The 16,486-nt window shown below is 69.0% G+C and carries 11 protein-coding genes and 1 rRNA gene; 1 reads left to right on the forward strand and 11 read right to left on the reverse strand.

The window, feature by feature from the left end; genetic code table 11:
• Nucleotides 1-89: 89 nt before the first annotated feature.
• From ACR68M_RS09670 to ACR68M_RS09710, 9 genes are all read right to left on the reverse strand, one after another.
• Nucleotides 90-1,609, reverse strand: a 16S ribosomal RNA gene (locus tag ACR68M_RS09670).
• Between the two features lie 602 nt (nucleotides 1,610-2,211).
• The gene (locus ACR68M_RS09675) at nucleotides 2,212-3,750 is read right to left on the reverse strand and encodes a CoA-acylating methylmalonate-semialdehyde dehydrogenase (RefSeq protein ID WP_441250034.1); all 1,539 of its coding nucleotides are present in this window, start codon (nucleotides 3,748-3,750) and stop codon (nucleotides 2,212-2,214) included.
• Between the two features lie 174 nt (nucleotides 3,751-3,924).
• Complete coding sequence (locus ACR68M_RS09680) at nucleotides 3,925-4,401, reverse strand: hypothetical protein (protein ID WP_441250035.1); 477 nt, start codon at nucleotides 4,399-4,401, stop codon at nucleotides 3,925-3,927.
• 136 nt (nucleotides 4,402-4,537) lie between these two features.
• The gene (locus ACR68M_RS09685; RefSeq protein ID WP_441250036.1) at nucleotides 4,538-5,932 is read right to left on the reverse strand and encodes an NAD(P)/FAD-dependent oxidoreductase; all 1,395 of its coding nucleotides are present in this window, start codon (nucleotides 5,930-5,932) and stop codon (nucleotides 4,538-4,540) included.
• 67 nt (nucleotides 5,933-5,999) lie between these two features.
• Entirely contained in the window at nucleotides 6,000-6,803 is an 804-nt protein-coding gene (locus ACR68M_RS09690) for an ABC transporter permease (protein ID WP_441250037.1), read from the reverse strand.
• Nucleotides 6,803-7,744: an ABC transporter permease gene (locus ACR68M_RS09695; protein ID WP_441250038.1), complete on the reverse strand. Its 942-nt coding sequence runs from the start codon at nucleotides 7,742-7,744 to the stop codon at nucleotides 6,803-6,805. Before ACR68M_RS09695 ends, ACR68M_RS09690 begins: the two co-directional genes overlap by 1 nt.
• Nucleotides 7,741-8,886, reverse strand: coding sequence for an ABC transporter ATP-binding protein (locus tag ACR68M_RS09700; RefSeq protein WP_441250039.1), 1,146 nt, complete (start codon nucleotides 8,884-8,886; stop codon nucleotides 7,741-7,743). The genes ACR68M_RS09695 and ACR68M_RS09700 overlap by 4 nt, the downstream gene beginning before the upstream one ends.
• A gap of 62 nt (nucleotides 8,887-8,948) precedes the next feature.
• Nucleotides 8,949-10,205 carry an ABC transporter substrate-binding protein gene (locus ACR68M_RS09705; RefSeq protein ID WP_441250040.1) on the reverse strand — a complete coding sequence of 419 codons (1,257 nt, stop codon included), beginning with the start codon at nucleotides 10,203-10,205 and terminating at the stop codon, nucleotides 8,949-8,951.
• Nucleotides 10,206-10,250: 45 nt separating this feature from the next.
• Nucleotides 10,251-11,771 (reverse strand): gamma-aminobutyraldehyde dehydrogenase, encoded by a 1,521-nt coding sequence (locus ACR68M_RS09710; protein ID WP_441250041.1) that lies wholly within the window; start codon nucleotides 11,769-11,771, stop codon nucleotides 10,251-10,253.
• Nucleotides 11,772-12,194: 423 nt separating this feature from the next.
• Between ACR68M_RS09710 and ACR68M_RS09715 the strand changes: the two genes are divergently transcribed.
• Nucleotides 12,195-13,844: a PucR family transcriptional regulator gene (locus ACR68M_RS09715; protein ID WP_441250042.1), complete on the forward strand. Its 1,650-nt coding sequence runs from the start codon at nucleotides 12,195-12,197 to the stop codon at nucleotides 13,842-13,844.
• 28 nt (nucleotides 13,845-13,872) lie between these two features.
• Here ACR68M_RS09715 and ACR68M_RS09720 read toward each other — a convergent pair whose 3' ends face one another.
• Together ACR68M_RS09720 and ACR68M_RS09725 are read right to left on the reverse strand one after the other, a co-directional pair.
• Nucleotides 13,873-15,045, reverse strand: a complete 1,173-nt coding sequence (locus ACR68M_RS09720; protein WP_441250043.1) for a polyamine ABC transporter substrate-binding protein — start codon at nucleotides 15,043-15,045, stop codon at nucleotides 13,873-13,875.
• Nucleotides 15,046-15,119: 74 nt separating this feature from the next.
• Nucleotides 15,120-16,478 (reverse strand): aspartate aminotransferase family protein, encoded by a 1,359-nt coding sequence (locus ACR68M_RS09725; protein ID WP_441250044.1) that lies wholly within the window; start codon nucleotides 16,476-16,478, stop codon nucleotides 15,120-15,122.
• Between the last annotated feature and the right edge of the window lie 8 nt (nucleotides 16,479-16,486).

Raw genomic sequence — 16,486 nt, forward strand, 5'->3', positions numbered from 1 at the left:
GGAACCAACCGTGTGTGCCGAATAGTCAACGTTCCACCCATGAGCAACCGTGCGAGACATTCGCTCGCATCCGGCTATGTGCTCCTTAGAAAGGAGGTGATCCAGCCGCACCTTCCGGTACGGCTACCTTGTTACGACTTCGTCCCAATCGCTGGTCCCACCTTCGACGGCTCCCTCCCAAGGGTTAGGCCACCGGCTTCGGGTGTTACCGACTTTCGTGACGTGACGGGCGGTGTGTACAAGGCCCGGGAACGTATTCACCGCAGCATGCTGATCTGCGATTACTAGCAACTCCAACTTCATGGGGTCGAGTTGCAGACCCCAATCCGAACTGAGGCCGGCTTTTTGGGATTCGCTCCGCCTCGCGGCATCGCAGCCCTTTGTACCGACCATTGTAGCACGTGTGCAGCCCAAGACATAAGGGGCATGATGATTTGACGTCGTCCCCACCTTCCTCCGAGTTGACCCCGGCAGTCTCCTGTGAGTCCCCATCACCCCGAAAGGCATGCTGGCAACACAGAACAAGGGTTGCGCTCGTTGCGGGACTTAACCCAACATCTCACGACACGAGCTGACGACAACCATGCACCACCTGTATACCGACCACAAGGGGGCGACCATCTCTGGCCGTTTCCGGTATATGTCAAGCCTTGGTAAGGTTCTTCGCGTTGCGTCGAATTAAGCCACATGCTCCGCTGCTTGTGCGGGCCCCCGTCAATTCCTTTGAGTTTTAGCCTTGCGGCCGTACTCCCCAGGCGGGGAACTTAATGCGTTAGCTGCGGCACCGACGACGTGGAATGTCGCCAACACCTAGTTCCCACCGTTTACGGCGTGGACTACCAGGGTATCTAATCCTGTTCGCTCCCCACGCTTTCGCTCCTCAGCGTCAGTAATGGCCCAGAGATCCGCCTTCGCCACCGGTGTTCCTCCTGATATCTGCGCATTTCACCGCTACACCAGGAATTCCGATCTCCCCTACCACACTCTAGCCTGCCCGTATCGAATGCAGACCCGAGGTTAAGCCTCGGGCTTTCACATCCGACGTGACAAGCCGCCTACGAGCTCTTTACGCCCAATAATTCCGGACAACGCTCGCACCCTACGTATTACCGCGGCTGCTGGCACGTAGTTAGCCGGTGCTTCTTCTGCAGGTACCGTCACTTGCGCTTCTTCCCTGCTGAAAGAGGTTTACGACCCGAAGGCCTTCATCCCTCACGCGGCGTCGCTGCATCAGGCTTTCGCCCATTGTGCAATATTCCCCACTGCTGCCTCCCGTAGGAGTCTGGGCCGTGTCTCAGTCCCAGTGTGGCCGGTCGCCCTCTCAGGCCGGCTACCCGTCGTCGCCTTGGTAGGCCATTACCCCACCAACAAGCTGATAGGCCGCGGGATCATCCTGCACCGCCGGAGCTTTCCACCAACCCCCATGCGGAGGAAGGTCATATCCGGTATTAGACCTCGTTTCCAAGGCTTGTCCCAGAGTGCAGGGCAGATTTCCCACGTGTTACTCACCCGTTCGCCACTAATCCACCCGAAGGCTTCATCGTTCGACTTGCATGTGTTAAGCACGCCGCCAGCGTTCGTCCTGAGCCAGGATCAAACTCTCCGTGAATGATGTCCCGTAATCGGGTCACACTCGCGTTGAGCGGCACGGCGACCCACCGGAATAGGGTGGCCCCGTGCACTGCGTCCTCGCTGTGTTTTGTTACTAAAGGAATCTCCAACCCGGAACGCCGAAACGATCCAGGCCGGGGATGTCAACATATCTGGCGTTGACTTTTGGCACGCTGTTGAGTTCTCAAGGAACGGACGCTTCCTTCAAGCTGCTCTCGCAAGCTCTCCGGGCGCTTCGTTCTTTCGTGTTTCCAGCTTAGCAGATGATTTCCGCTTCGCTTTCCACTTGGTTTTCCCTGCCGGACTGCGACCTGACGGCCTGTCCGACGTTTCAAACCTTAGCCGATCCCCGCTCCGAAAAGCGAATCCAGCCCCAATCCGATAAACGCACACGTCAATTCACACCCAGCCGCGACAAAGCACGACTCGATGATCGAGAAGAGTGGTTCTAGAGGATTGGCCGCCCCGGGACCGTCCGCGCCGATGCGTGTCCGGTGCTCCCTGCCGAGCGACTAGGGAACAGTACGCCGAACGGCGCCCGTACGCAAACGTCCCCCACCCGCCGGTGCGGGTGGGGGACGTCGGTACGAGTAGGGGGCGTCAGGCGTTGGTGGGGAAGCCCAGGTTGATGCCGCCGTGCGAGGGGTCGAGCCAGCGCTGCGTCACGGCCTTGCCGCGGGTGAAGAACTGGACGCCGTCGGGGCCGTAGGCGTGGGTGTCGCCGAAGAGCGAGGCCTTCCAGCCACCGAAGGAGTAGTAGGCGACGGGGACGGGGATCGGCACGTTGATGCCGACCATGCCGACCTCGACCTCGTGCTGGAAGCGGCGGGCGGCGCCACCGTCGTTGGTGAAGATCGCGGTGCCGTTGCCGTAGGGGTTGGAGTTGATGAGCTCCAGGCCCTCCTCGTAGGAGGCGACGCGGACGACCGAGAGGATCGGGCCGAAGATCTCGTCGTTGTAGACGGACATGCCCGGCTTCACGTGGTCGAAGAGGGTGGGGCCGAGCCAGAAGCCGTCAGCCGTGGGGGTACCGGCGGCATCCTCGCCCGCGATCAGGTGCTTTCGGCCGTCGACGGCCAGCTCGGCGCCGTCGGCGAGGCCGGACTCGACGTACGAGGTGACCTTGTCGCGGTGCTGGCCGGTGACCAGCGGGCCCATCTCGGAGTCGCCGTTGCAGCCGGGGCCGACCTTCAGGGTGGCCATCCGCTGCTTGATCTTCTCGACCAGCTCGTCGCCGATCGGGTCGACGGCCACCAGGACGGAGACGGCCATGCAGCGCTCGCCCGCCGCGCCGAAGCCGGCGTTGATGGCCGCGTCCGCGCTGAGGTCGAGGTCGGCGTCCGGAAGGACCAGCATGTGGTTCTTGGCGCCGCCGAGGGCCTGCACGCGCTTGCCGTAGCGGGTGCCGGTCTCGTACACGTAGCGGGCGATCGGGGTCGAGCCGACGAAGCTGACCGACTTGATGTCAGGGTGCTCCAGGAGGCGGTCGACTGCGGTCTTGTCACCGTGCACGACGTTGAAGACGCCGTCGGGGAGACCGGCCTCCTTCCACAGCCCGGCGATGAAGTTGGCCGCCGACGGGTCCTTCTCGGAGGGCTTGAGCACGACGGTGTTGCCCGCCGCGATGGCGATCGGGAAGAACCAGAGCGGCACCATCGCGGGGAAGTTGAACGGGGAGATGATCGCGACCGGGCCGAGCGGCTGGCGGATCGAGTAGACGTCGACGCCGGTGGAGGCCTGCTCGGTGAAGCCACCCTTGACCAGCTGCGGGATGCCGCAGGCGTACTCGATGACCTCCTGGCCGCGGGCCAGCTCACCGAGGGCGTCCGAGTGCACCTTGCCGTGCTCGGAGACGATCAGCGAGGCCAGCTCGTCCTTGCGGGCGTTGAACAGCTCGCGGAAGGCGAAGAGCACCTGGGTGCGCTTGGCGATCGAGGCGTGGCGCCAGTCGGCGAAGGCCGAGGCGGCGGCCGCAACGGCCTGGTCGACCTCGGCGATCTCCGCGAAGTCCACCTGGCCGGTGACCTGGCCGGTGGCCGGGTCGAAGATGTCGCCGCGACGCGGGGCCGCGCCGGCGGTGGCCACGGGCGCACCGTTGATCCAGTGGACCGTGTGCTTGTTCTCGATGGGCTTGCTCAAGGTCGTCTGCCTCCGAAAGTCCCGTACGGCACACCGGCCGCCGGTACCTGTGTACGGGCGCCACCCGGCTTCGGCCGGGCGACGGGATTCACGGGCTACCGCGCTACACCTCCAGTCTGCTGAAGGGACCGCCCCGGCTCAACGAGCAGCCTGACGGGTATCGGAGATTCAGCCTTACAGGTCGTCGGGGTGCCGACGGGGTTGACGCTCGTACGTACGGGCAGCCGTGTCGTGCAGGGCGAGCTCCAGCAGGACGGGGTCGGTGAGCATCCCGGAGCCGTCCGGGGGGACGCGCCAGCGCAGGTCACCGCCGGTGCGGGCGGGGTGCGGGAGGGCGATCCAGCTGCCCGGACCGGCGGCGCCGATGCCGGTGCCGACCCAGCGGGCCGCGGTGCCGGCCGGGACGAGGAAGCCCAGCCGGTCGTCGTAGGCGTACACCGGGCCCTGGCGTGCGCAGAAGCGGGTCAGGGTCGTGAGGGTGGGTTCGGCGAGCCGTCCGGGGACGAGCAGCACGTCCCAGCCGCGCCCGGCGGGCAGCAGGGCGAGGCAGCCGGCCGCCCACTCGCGGTGGCAGGCGGCGGGTTCGGCGGCGGCAGCGGCCAGCCAGTCGGCGGCGTCGGTGCCGGGTGTGCGGTCCGGGGTGCGGTCCATGGTGGGGCCTCCACTCGCAGGGGGTGTCCACCAGGGAGAGGAGCCGGGCCGGGGGTTCTTACAACGGTTCCTGCAGCGGTTACGGCAGAAGGGCGCACCCGGAGGTGCGCCCTTCCGTCGGTCCGTACGGCCGGGGTCAGCTGTCGAAGCCGAGGCCCATCTTGTCGAGCGTCCGCAGCCAGAGGTTGCGGTGGCCGCCGTTGCGGTCGGAGCGGTCGAGCGACCACTTGGTCATCTCGATGCCGGCCCAGCGGACGGGCTCGGGCGGGAAGGGGTAGGGCTTGCTGCGGACCATCTCCAGCGCGGTGCGCTCGGTCGTCTCGCCGGCGAGCAGGTCGAGCATGACCTCGGCGCCGAAGCGGGTGGCGCCGACGCCGAGGCCGGTGAAGCCGGCGGCGTACGCGACGCGGCCCCGGTAGGCGGTGTCGAAGAAGGCCGAGAACCGGCTGCAGGTGTCGATCGCGCCGCCCCACGCGTTGGTGAAGCGGACGCCCTCCAGCTGCGGGAAGGTCTGGAAGAACTGCCGGGCCAGGGTCTGGAAGGTCTCCGGACGCTGGTCGTACTCGGCCCGGACGTGGCTGCCGAAGTGGTAGATGGTGTCGTAGCCGCCCCAGAGGATGCGGTTGTCGGCGGAGAGCCGGAAGTAGTGGAACTTGTTGGCGCTGTCGCTCAGGCCCTGGCGGCCGCCCCAGCCGATGGCCGCCATCTGCTCGTCGGTCAGCGGCTCGGTCATCAGCGCGTAGTCGTACACCGGGACGATGTACGGCCGGACGCGCTTGACCAGGGACGGGAAGACGTTGGTGCCGAGCGCGACCCGGCGGGCGTAGACCCGGCCGTAGGAGGTGCGGACGGCCATGCCGCTGCCGTACTCCGCGAGGTCGGTGGCCTGGGTGCGCTCGAAGACCCGGACGCCGAGCGCCACGCAGGCCTCCTTGAGGCCCCAGGCGAGCTTGGCGGGGTGGAGCATGGCCACCCCTTCCTTGTCCCAGATGCCGCCGAGGAAGGTCGGCGAGTCGACCTGGGCGCGCAGCTGGTCGGCGTCGAGGACGGTGAGGTCGAGGCCGTACTCGGCTACGGCCTCGGCGACCTCGTGCAGCTCCTCGAGCTGGTGCGGCTGGGTGGCGATGTCGATCTCGCCGGTGCGCTCCCACTCGCAGTCGATGCCGTAGCGCTTGACGGCGTCCTCCATGGCCTGGAGGTTGACCAGGCCCTGGCGCTCCAGCTCGCCGAGCTCGCCCGGCCAGCGCTGGAGGCCGTTGCCGAAGCCGTGGGTGAGGCTGGCGGCGCAGAATCCGCCGTTGCGCCCGGATGCCGCCCAGCCCACTTCGTGGCCCTCGATCAGGACGACGTCCAGCGAGGGGTCACGCTCCTTGGCGATCAGGGCCGTCCAGAGGCCGGAGTACCCTCCGCCGACGACCAGCAGATCGCACTTGGTGTCGCCGACCAGGGCGGGCAGGGCCTCCGGCCGGCCCGGATCCTCGAGCCAGAAGGGGGTGGGGCGAGCATCACTGAGCGCACGGGCAGAGTCCATGCTGTATCAGCTACTTTCTGATCCTTGGTGGTGTTTTGGTGCTGTTACGGGAGGAACGTTCGAAGGGTCAGGCGCGTGCCTTGCGGCGGTTGCCGATCCACTGTCCGGCGACGGTGAGGACGACGGCGGCGATGAACATCGCCGTACCGATCACATTGACCTGCACGGGGATGCCGCGCTGGGAGGCTCCCCAGACGAACATCGGGAAAGTGACGGTGGTCGGGCCCGAGTTGAACTGGGTGATGATGAAGTCGTCGAACGAGAGCGCGAAGCTGAGCAGCGCGCCGGCCGCGATGCCGGGGGCGACGAGCGGGAGGGTGATCCGCAGGAAGGTCTGCGTCGGGGTGGCGTAGAGGTCCTGGGCGGCCTGTTCGAGCCGGGGGTCCATGCTCATCACGCGGGCCTTGACGGCGGTGACGACGAAGCTGAGGCAGAACATGATGTGCGCGATCAGGATGGTGAGGAAGCCGAACTGGATGCGCATGTTGAGGAAGAGCGTGCCGAGCGAGGCGGCCATCACGACCTCGGGCATCGCCATCGGCAGGAAGATCAGCGCAGTGGTCGCGGCCCGGCCGCGGAAGCGGTAGCGGGCGAGCGCGAAGGCGACCATGGTGCCGAGGATCGTCGCGCCGAGGGTCGCGAGCAGGGCGATCTGGAGGCTGAGGCCGAGCGAGCCGCACATGTCGGCGACGCCGCAGGGGTTCGTCCAGGCGTCGGTGGAGAACTGGGACCACTCGTAGTTGAACTTGCCCGCGGGCTTGTTGAACGAGAAGGCCAGCACGACCAGGTTCGGGACGACCAGGTAGGCGAGGGCGAGGATGCCGGCCAGCACCACCAGGTGCTCGCGGACCCACTTGAAGATACGGGACATCAGACCAGCTCCTCCGTCCCGGCCTTGCGCATGTAGACCGTCACCATGCCGAGGATGAGGGCCATCAGAATGAAGCTCAGTGCGGCCGCCGTCGGGTAGGCGAGCACGTTGAGGAACTGCTTCTGGATACCGTTGCCGACCATCTGCTCGCTCGGGGAGCCGAGCAGCTGGGCGTTGATGTAGTCGCCGGAGGCGGGGATGAACGTGAGCAGGGTGCCCGCGACGACGCCGGGGAGCGAGATCGGGAAGGTGACCTTGCGGAAGGTGGTGATCGGCCGCGCGTAGAGGTCTCCGGCGGCCTCGTGCAGGCGGGGGTCGATCCGCTCCAGCGAGGTGTAGAGCGGGAGGATCATGAACGGCAGGAAGTTGTACGTCAGGCCGCAGACCACCGCGAGCGGGGTCGCCAGCACCCGGTGACCGGAGGTCAGGCCGACCGCGTCGGTGACGGCCAGCAGGTGCAGGTTGTTGAGCAGGCCGACGACCGGGCCGCCGTCCGAGAGGATCGTCTTCCAGGCCAGGGTGCGGATCAGGAAGCTGGTGAAGAAGGGGGCGATCACCAGGATCAGGATGACGTTGCGCCAGCGCTTGCTCGCCTTGAAGGCGATCGTGTACGCGAGCGGGTAGCCGATGGCGAGGCAGAGCACGGTGGCGATCGCCGCGTAGGAGAACGAGCGGACGAAGTGCCACTTGTACTCGACCAGGGCGTCCCAGTAGGTGGCGAAGTGCCAGGTGAGCTTGAAGCCCTGTTCCAGTGAGCCGGTCTGGAGGGAGGTGGAGCCCTGGTAGACCATCGGGACCGCGAAGAAGACGACCAGCCAGGCGATGCCGGGCAGCAGCAGCCAGTAGGCGGTGAGCTTGCGGCGCTTCTTCCGCGCTTCGAGCGGGCCCGAGGCCGGCGGCTGGGCTTGCGGTGGTGTCTCGGTGGCGGTGGTGGTGCTCACGCGGCGTCCTCTCCCGTACCGGCGTCGATCGCCTGGGCGGCGTCGAGGCCGAAGGAGTGCGCGGGGTTCCAGTGCAGGACGACGGGGGCGCCGGAGGTTATCCGGGTGTCGCGGTCCATGTTCTGCTCGAAGACCGAGATCTCCTGGCCGCCTTCGGAGCGGACGACGTACTGGGTGGAGACGCCGATGAAGCTGGAGTCGACGACGGTGCCGAGCAGCTTGTTGCGGCCGTCCGCGATCTCCTCGGAGGCGTGCGCGAGGGTGATCTTCTCGGGGCGGACGCCGAGGTGGACCTTCTTGGAGTCGGTGGCGCAGCGGGCCTTCGGCACGGCGAGCCGGACGCCGCCGGCGCTGAGCAGCAGGTCGTCGCCGCTGGTGCCGGTGACCTCGGCGGGGATCAGGTTGGACTGGCCGAGGAAGTTGGCGACGAAGGTGGTGCCGGGGTTCTCGTACAGGTCGGCGGGGGCGCCGAGCTGCTCGACGCGTCCGGCGTTCATCACCGCGATGGTGTCGGCCATGGTCATGGCCTCCTCCTGGTCGTGGGTGACGTGGACGAAGGTGATGCCGACCTCGGTCTGGATGCGCTTGAGCTCCAGCTGCATCTGGCGGCGCAGCTTGAGGTCGAGGGCGCCGAGCGGCTCGTCGAGCAGCAGCACCTGCGGGTGGTTGATCAGGGCGCGGGCGACGGCGACGCGCTGCTGCTGGCCGCCGGAGAGCTGGTGCGGCTTGCGGCGGGCGTACTGGCCGAGCTCGACCAGTTCGAGCATGGACTCGACCTGCTTCTTGACGTCCTTCTTGCCCCGGCGGCGGAGGCCGAAGGCGACGTTCTCGTAGATGTCGAGGTGCGGGAAGAGCGCGTAGCTCTGGAAGACGGTGTTGACCGGCCGCTTGTACGGGGGGAGGTCGGTGACGTCCTGGCCGCCGATCAGGACGGTGCCGCTGGTGGGCTCCTCCAGGCCGGCGATCATGCGCAGGGTGGTGGTCTTGCCGCAGCCGGAGGCGCCGAGCAGGGCGAAGAACGAGCCCTGGGGCACGGTCAGGTCGAGCGGTTGGACGGCGGTGAAGTCGCCGTAGGTCTTGCCGATGCCGGTGAGGCGGACGTCTCCGCCTGCCGTCGCCGCGTCGCGCAGCTGCTCAGTCATGGTGTCTCTCTGTCAGAAGCCGCCACGGCCGGGGGCCTGGCCGTGCCTTGCGTGGGGGTTGGTCAGGCGCCGATGAGCTTGGAGAACTTGTCCTCGAACTCGCTCTCCTCGGCCTCGGTGAGGCTGCGGAAGACGTGCACCTTGGCGGCCATCTCCGGGGTGGGGATGACGAGGGGGTTCTCGGCCGTGTCGGGGGCGAGCTTGGTGAGCTCGTCCTTGATCCCGGTGACCGGGGAGACGTAGCCGATCCCTGCGGTGAGTTCGGCCGCGATCTTCGGCTGATAGTAGAAGTCGATCAGCCGCTCGGCGTTCTTCTTGTGCTGCGCCTTGGCCGGGACGAGCAGGTTGTCGGTGGAGGCGACGTACCCCTCGTCCGGGATGACGAACTCGATGTCCGGGTTGTCGGCCCGCAGCTGGATCAGGTCGCCACCCCAGGCGAGGCAGGCCGCGATGTCGCCGGAGGAGAGCTCCTGGCCGTAGTCGTTGCCGGTGAACTTGCGGATCTGCTTGCTGTCGACGCCCTTCTGGAGGCGGGCGATCGCGGCGTTGTAGTCGTCGGCGGTGAACGCCGCCGGGTCCTTGCCGAGCGAGAGCAGCACCATGCCGACGGTGTCGCGCATCTCCGAGAGGAAGGTGACGCGGCCCTTGAGCTCCGGGTCGTCGAGCAGCTGGGCGACGCTGGTGACGGCCTTCCCCTTGGTCGCCTTCTTGTTGTAGGCGACCACGACCTGGATGCCGGCCCAGGGGTAGGAGTAGAGCCGGCCCGGGTCCCAGTCGGGGGCGCGGAAGCGGGCTTCGAGGTTGGTGATGGCGGTGGTGACGTTCGCCATCTCCAGCTTCTGCACCCAGCCGAGCCGGATCAGCTTGCCCGCCATCCAGTCGGTGAGGACCATCAGGTCGCGGCCGGTGTCCTGCCCGGCCGCGAGCTGCGGCTTGACCTTGCCGAAGAACTCGACGTTGTCGTTGACGTCCTCGGTGTAGCGGACCTTGACGCCGGTCGCCGCCGTGAACTCCTCAAGGGTGGCGTGCTTCTCCTTGTCCTTGTCGTCCACATCGATGTAGAGCGGCCAGTTGGAGAAGTTGACGACCTTCTCGGTGTCCGAGAGGTCCTTGGCCGAGTTCGCCGGGGCGTCACCCGTCCCGGTGGTGCTCTTGGCCGGCGGGATGCCGCAGGCCGTGAGCGAGCCGGCACCGGCCGCGAGAGCCGTGGCGCGCAGCAGCGTACGGCGGCTCAGTGCGGCCCGTCCGTTGGTGAGACTTCGTTCCCACGCCTTGCGTACGGGCTCCGGCAGGCCGGCGGTTATCTCGTGGAGCTCCATGCGGGGACACCCTCCTGGGGGAAGAGGCTGAGGAGACGACGGGGGTTATCTGTCTCCGAAGATCGTGCGGTGCCAGTCCTTGCGGGCGACCGCCGTGGTGTCGAACATGACGTGCTTGACCTGCGTGTACTCGTCCAGCGAGTACTGCGACATGTCCTTGCCGTAGCCGGAGGACTTGTAGCCGCCGTGCGGCATCTCGCTCAGGATCGGGATGTGGTCGTTGACCCAGACGCAGCCCGCCGCGATCTCGCGGGTGGCGCGCAGCGAGCGGTGGACGTTCTGCGTCCAGGCGGAGGCGGCGAGGCCGTACGGGGTGTCGTTGGCCAGCCGCAGGCCCTCGTCGTCGGTGTCGAACGGCAGCGCGACGAGCACCGGGCCGAAGATCTCGCCCTGCACCACCTCGCTGTCCTGCGCGACGCCGGTGATCAGGGTCGGCCGGTAGTAGGCGCCGAGGGTGAGGTCGGTGCCGTCGTGGCCGGTGGTCGGGGCGTGGCCGCCCGTCACGACGTTCGCGCCGTAGCCGCGGGCCCGCTCGACGAAGCCGGCGACGCGGTCCCGGTGGGTGTACGAGACCAGCGGGCCGAGGTCGGTCTGCGGGTTCAGCGGGTCGCCGAGGCGAATCGCGGCGTACAGCTCGGCGACGCCCGCGACGAAGGCCTCGAAGAGCGGCCGCTGGACGTAGGCGCGGGTGGCGGCGGTGCAGTCCTGGCCGCTGTTGATCAGCGAGGCGGCGACCGCGCCGTGCACGGCGGCGTCGAGGTCGGCGTCGTCGAAGACCACGAAGGGGGCCTTGCCGCCGAGCTCCAGGTGGGTGCGCTTGGCGGTGCCCGCGGCCAGCTCGGCGACCCGGCGGCCGACGGGGGTGGAGCCGGTGAAGGAGACCATCGCGACGTCCGGGTGCGAGACCAGCCGCTCGCCGGCCGTCCGCCCGGCGCCGGTGACGACGTTGACGACGCCGTCGGGGATCCCGGCGTCGGAGCAGGCGCGGGCGAACATCAGGGAGGTCAGCGGCGTCAGCTCGGCGGGCTTGAGCACGATCGTGTTGCCTGCCGCGACGGCCGGGAGGATCTTCCAGGCGGCCATCTGGAGCGGGTAGTTCCACGGGGAGATCGAGCCGACCACGCCGATCGCCTCGCGGCGGACGTAGGAGGTGTGGTCTCCGGAGTACTCGCCGGCCGCCTTGCCCTCCAGGTTGCGGGCCGCACCGGCGAAGAACGAGGTGTTGTCGATCGTGCCGGGCACGTCGAACTCGGTGGAGAGCTTGATCGGCTTGCCGGTCTGCGCGGTCTCCACCCGGGCGAACTCCTCGGCCCGCTCGGCGAGGATGCCGGCCAGCCGGAGCAGCGCCTCGGACCGGGCGCCGGGGGTGGCGCCGGACCACTCGGGCAGGGCGGCCTTCGCCGCGGCGACGGCGGTGTCGACATCGGCCTCGGAGGCGAGCGTGACGCTCCGGACGACGGTGCCGTCGGCGGGGTTGACGACCTGGAAGGGCTCGGTGCCGGTGCCCTCGGTGAGCTTGCCCGCGATGTACTGCGCGCCTGCGCCGAGACTGCTGTTCAGGTCCATCAGGTTTCCTCCATGTGCCCGGGGTTCCGCTGCGCTCGGGTTGATGTCGCCACTGATCGGCTGATCGTCATGCTGCACGCATCGGTCGGCGTGTCGGCGCACTGCGGGCGGTCGTCCTGGTTCGGGTCGCGGCGGTGCGGGCAACCGGCGGGTCACCGGGATTGCGCGATCCTGACAGCCGCAGGTTGCCCCCACAAGGGATTCCGCTGTTGCTTTCTGGTTACGCGACGGATTCCGGAGCCGGACCGTTTTCGCTACGACTGACCCGCTGACGATGCCCCGCGCGGCGTCCGGGTGACAAGGGTCACTGCGACAAGCCACCCGCCAAGAGCCTTACACAGTGCAAGGCGTCGGTGGAGGCAACAGACCGTCGCCACCAGGGATGATTCACCTGACACTCTGAACCCCCCAAGGAGGCCCGCCGTGCTCCCCACCGTCGCCCGTGTGCTCGAACTGGACGCGATGCGGCGCGGCCTGCCCCAGGTGGTGGCGGGCGGCGCGCAGCTGGAACGGCCCGTCCGCTGGGTGCACGTCAGCGAGCTGCCCGACGTCGCCGGCGTCCTCCAGGGCGGCGAGCTGGTGCTGACCACCGGCATCGCCCTGCCCGAGGACCGCGACGGCCTGGCCCGGTACGTCCGCGAGCTGGACGAGGTCGGCGTCGCCGGGCTGGTCATCGAATTCGGCCGCCGCTACTTCGACAGCCTCCCCCGGGCCCTGGTGCACGCCGCCGAGCAGCGCGGGCTGCCGCTGATCGTGCTCCGCCGCGAGCTGCGCTTCGTCGCCGTGACGGAGGCCGTGCACGCCATGGTCGTCAACTCGCAGCTGGAGCAGCTGCGCACCTCAGAGGCGGTGCACCAGGTCTTCAACGAGCTGGCCGTCGAGGGGGCCGAGCCCGGCGAGGTCGTCCGGCAGGTCGCGCTGATGGCCGGGGCGCCGGTGGTGCTGGAGAACCTGGCCCACCAGGTGCTGGCCCACGACCCGGCCGGGCGGTCCGAGGCGGAGCTGCTGGAGAGCTGGGAGCGCCGCTCGCGCGGCGTCCGCCCGCCGGGGCGCACCGGCTACGACCAGCGCAGCGGCTGGCTGGTGACCGTCGTCGGCGCCCGTGGGCAGGACTGGGGGCGCCTGGTGCTCGTCGGCGACCCGGCCCCGCTGCCGCAGGACACCGCCCACCCGCACGCGATGCTGCTGGAGCGCGGAGCGGCGACGCTGGCGCTCAACCGGCTGGTCGTCCGCGACCGGGAGAGCCTGGAGCGCCAGACCCACCGCACCCTGCTCTCGGGCATCCTCACGCACGCCCTGACCGTCTCCGAGGTCGCCCTGCGGGCCCAGGCGCTGGGCGTCCCGCTGGAGGGCCGCCGGCTGGTCGGCGTGATGCTGCGCGAACGCCGGGGGCCGATCCCCGCCGCGCTGGAGGCACAGGCCCGGCTGCGCGACTTCACCGAGCTGGCCGCCACCGCGATCCGCACCTCCCGGCTCTCCGCCCTGGTCGGCGCGCTGGACGACGACGGCGTCGGCCTGCTGATCGCGCTCGGCTCGCAGCAGGACGAGCACACCGCGCTGGAGGCGTTCGCCGCCGCCCTGCGCAAGCTCGCCGCCGACGCCGCCCGGGGCGAGACCGCCCCCGAGCCGGTGATCGCCGTCGGCTCCTCGGTCGGGTCCGTCCGCGACGCCCGCCGCACCCTGCTGGAGGCGACCCAGGTCGCCGACGCCGCCCTGCACGACGCCCCCGGCGGCCGGGCCGCCGCGTACTACCGCCTGCCGGACGTCCGGCTGCGCGGCCTGCTGCACCTGCTCCGCGACGACGCCCGCCTCCAGACGTACGTCGAGCGCGAGCTGGGCCCGCTGCTCGCGTACGACGCGGAGCACGGCAGCCAGCTGGTGCAGATGCTGCGGATCTACCTGGAGCAGGGCCGGAACAAGTCGGCGGCCGCCGACGCCGCCCACCTCTCCCGGCCGTCCTTCTACGACCGCCTGCACAAGGTCGAGCGCATCCTCACGGTCGACCTCGACCAGGTCGAGTCCTGCCTCTCCCTGCACGTCGCCCTGCTCGCCCTGGACGCCGTCCGCCGCTGACCGCCCGGGGCCGGCCGGTGCGCGGGGGTCAGACCCCCGCGACCTGGCCCCAGATCTGGTGCAGGTCAGGGCGTTCGTCCGCCGTGACGTCCCGCATGGTGTGGAGCTTGGCGCGGATCTCGTCGGTGGGGAAGATCAGCGGCTCGTCGGCGAGGGCGGCGGTGTCGGCGTCCGTGCTCTTGGCCAGCACCTCGCGGGCGGCGGGCACCGGGCAGATGTACTGGACGAAGGCGGCCAGCTCGGCGGCCACCTCGGGCTGGTAGTAGTGGTCGATCAGCAGCTCGGCGTTGCGCTTGTGGTCGGCCCGGTTGGGGATCATCAGGCTCTCCGCCCACAGCTCGGCGCCCTCCTCGGGGACGACGAACTCGATGTCCGGGTTCTGCGCCTTCAGCTGGATGGCGTCGCCGGAGTACGCCTGGCAGGCGACGGCCGCGCCGGAGGCCAGGTCGCTGGTGTAGTCGTTGCCGGTGAAGCGGCGGATGTGCTTGGTGTCGACCAGCTTCTGCACCTGGCTCATCACCTTGTGCGCGTCGTCGACGGTGAACTTCGAGATGTCCGCGCCCTGGGCCAGCATCAGCAGCCCGAGCGCCTCGTCCATCCCGGCGAAGAGCGTGACCCGGCCCTTGAGGTCGGGGGCCCACAGGTCGGAGGTGTGCCTGATCTCCCGGCCGAGCGTCTTGCGGTTGTAGGCGATCCCGGTGAGGCCGGACTGCCACGGCACGCTGTGCGAGCGGTCCGGGTCGAAGGCGGGGTGGCTGAGCTGCGGGTCGAGGTACTTGGTGACGTTCGGCAGGTTGGCCTTGTCGAGCGTCTGCACCCAGCCGAGTGCGACGTACCGCCCGGCCATCCAGTCGCTGATCACCATCAGGTCGCGCCCGGGGTCGCCACCCTGCGCGAGCACCGGGCTGACCTTGCCGAAGAACTCGTCGTTGTCGTTGATGTCCTCGGTGTACGTGACGTCGATGCCCGTCCGCTGCTGGAAGGCGTCCAGGGTCGGGCGCCTGCCCGTCTTCTCGTCGGTGTCGATGTACTGCGTCCAGTTGGAGAAGATCAGCTTCCGGTCCCGCTCCGAGCGGTCCGCGGCGGTCCGCCGCTCCTCGGGCACGTACGCGGCGGGGATGCCGCAGGCCGACAGGCTGCCCAGACCGAGCAGGCCGGCGGCCCCGAGGGCGGAGCGACGGGTGAGAGGGGCACGACGCATGGGGGGATCGTCTCCGGGCATGGGAAGGGAACGGCCCCGGGCGGTGGCTGCCCGGGGCCGTACGGAAGTGCAGGTCAGACGGTGTGAGCGTCCGTCAGGGAGAGTGCCTCGTCCAGCACCGCGAGGCCGGTTCGAGCCTCCTCCTCGGTGACGGTGCACGGCGGCACGACATGGAAGCGGTTCATGTTGACGAACGGCCAGAGGCCGCGCTTCTTGCAGGCCGCGGCCAGCTCGGCCATCGGCGCGTTGGCGGCACCGGACGCGTTGTACGGCACCAGCGGCTCGCGGGTCTCGCGGTTCTTGACCAGGTCGAGCGCCCAGAAGACACCGAGGCCGCGCACCTCGCCGACGGAGGGGTGACGCTCCGCCAGCTCGCGCAGGCCGGGGCCGAGCACGTTCTCGCCGATGTGCTTGGCGTTCTCCACGATGCCCTCCTCGGCCATCGTGTTGATCGTCGCCACGGCGGAGGCACAGGCCAGCGGGTGGCCCGAGTAGGTGAGCCCGCCGGGGAAGGGCCGCTCGGCGAAGGTCTCGGCGATCGCGGCGCTGATCGCGACACCGCCCAGCGGCACGTAGCCGGAGTTGACGCCCTTGGCGAAGGTCAGCAGGTCCGGGGTGACGCCCCAGTGGTCGGCGGCGAACCACTCGCCGGTGCGGCCGAAGCCGGCCATCACCTCGTCCAGGATGAAGACGATCCCGTACCGGTCGCAGATTTCCCGGACACCGGCCAGGTACCCGGCCGGCGGGATCAGGATGCCGGCCGTGCCGACGACGGTCTCCAGGATGATCGCCGCGACGGTGCCGGGGCCCTCGAAGGCCACGACCTGCTCCAGGTGGGCGAGCGCGCGCTCGCACTCCTGCGCCTCGTTCTCGGCGTGGAAGTTGGAGCGGTAGGCGTACGGGCCCCAGAAGTGCACGACGCCGGAGACGCCGGTCTCGTTGGCCCAGCGGCGCGGGTCGCCGGTGAGGGCGATCGCGTTGGCGGTGGCGCCGTGGTACGAGCGGTAGGTGGACATCACCTTCTGGCGGCCGGTGTGCAGCCGGGCCATCCGGATGGCGTTCTCGTTCGCCTCGGCGCCGCCGTTGGTGAAGAAGATCTTGTCGAGATCCCCCGGGGTCCGCTCGGCGATCAGCCGGGCCGCCTCGCTGCGGGCCTCCACGGCGAAGCCGGGGGCGATGGTGCAGAGCTTCGCCGCCTGCTCCTGGATCGCGGCGACCACCTTCGGGTGCTGGTGCCCGATGTTGGTGTTCACCAGCTGCGAGGAGAAGTCGAGGTAGCGGTTGCCCTCGTAGTCCCAGAAGTAGGAGCCCTCGGCGCCGGCCACCGCGAGGGGGTCGATGAGTGCCTGGGCGGACCACGAGTGGAAGACGTGCGCGCGGTCGGCGGCCTTGACAGCCTGCCCGGCGGCCGAGTCAGCAGTGGGGATGCTCATGCCGCAAG

Origin of the sequence: Kitasatospora sp. McL0602 (genome assembly GCF_052076145.1) — a bacterium.
In the GTDB taxonomy this organism is placed as follows: domain Bacteria; phylum Actinomycetota; class Actinomycetes; order Streptomycetales; family Streptomycetaceae; genus Kitasatospora.

Coding starts and splice junctions, on each gene's coding strand:
- ACR68M_RS09680 (WP_441250035.1), bottom strand. CDS start 4,401: ATGGACCGCACCCCGGACCGCACACCCGGCACCGACGCCGCCGACTGG.
- ACR68M_RS09685 (WP_441250036.1), bottom strand. CDS start 5,932: ATGGACTCTGCCCGTGCGCTCAGTGATGCTCGCCCCACCCCCTTCTGG.
- ACR68M_RS09690 (WP_441250037.1), bottom strand. CDS start 6,803: ATGTCCCGTATCTTCAAGTGGGTCCGCGAGCACCTGGTGGTGCTGGCC.
- ACR68M_RS09700 (WP_441250039.1), bottom strand. CDS start 8,886: ATGACTGAGCAGCTGCGCGACGCGGCGACGGCAGGCGGAGACGTCCGC.
- ACR68M_RS09705 (WP_441250040.1), bottom strand. CDS start 10,205: ATGGAGCTCCACGAGATAACCGCCGGCCTGCCGGAGCCCGTACGCAAG.
- ACR68M_RS09710 (WP_441250041.1), bottom strand. CDS start 11,771: ATGGACCTGAACAGCAGTCTCGGCGCAGGCGCGCAGTACATCGCGGGC.
- ACR68M_RS09720 (WP_441250043.1), bottom strand. CDS start 15,045: ATGCGTCGTGCCCCTCTCACCCGTCGCTCCGCCCTCGGGGCCGCCGGC.
- ACR68M_RS09725 (WP_441250044.1), bottom strand. CDS start 16,478: ATGAGCATCCCCACTGCTGACTCGGCCGCCGGGCAGGCTGTCAAGGCC.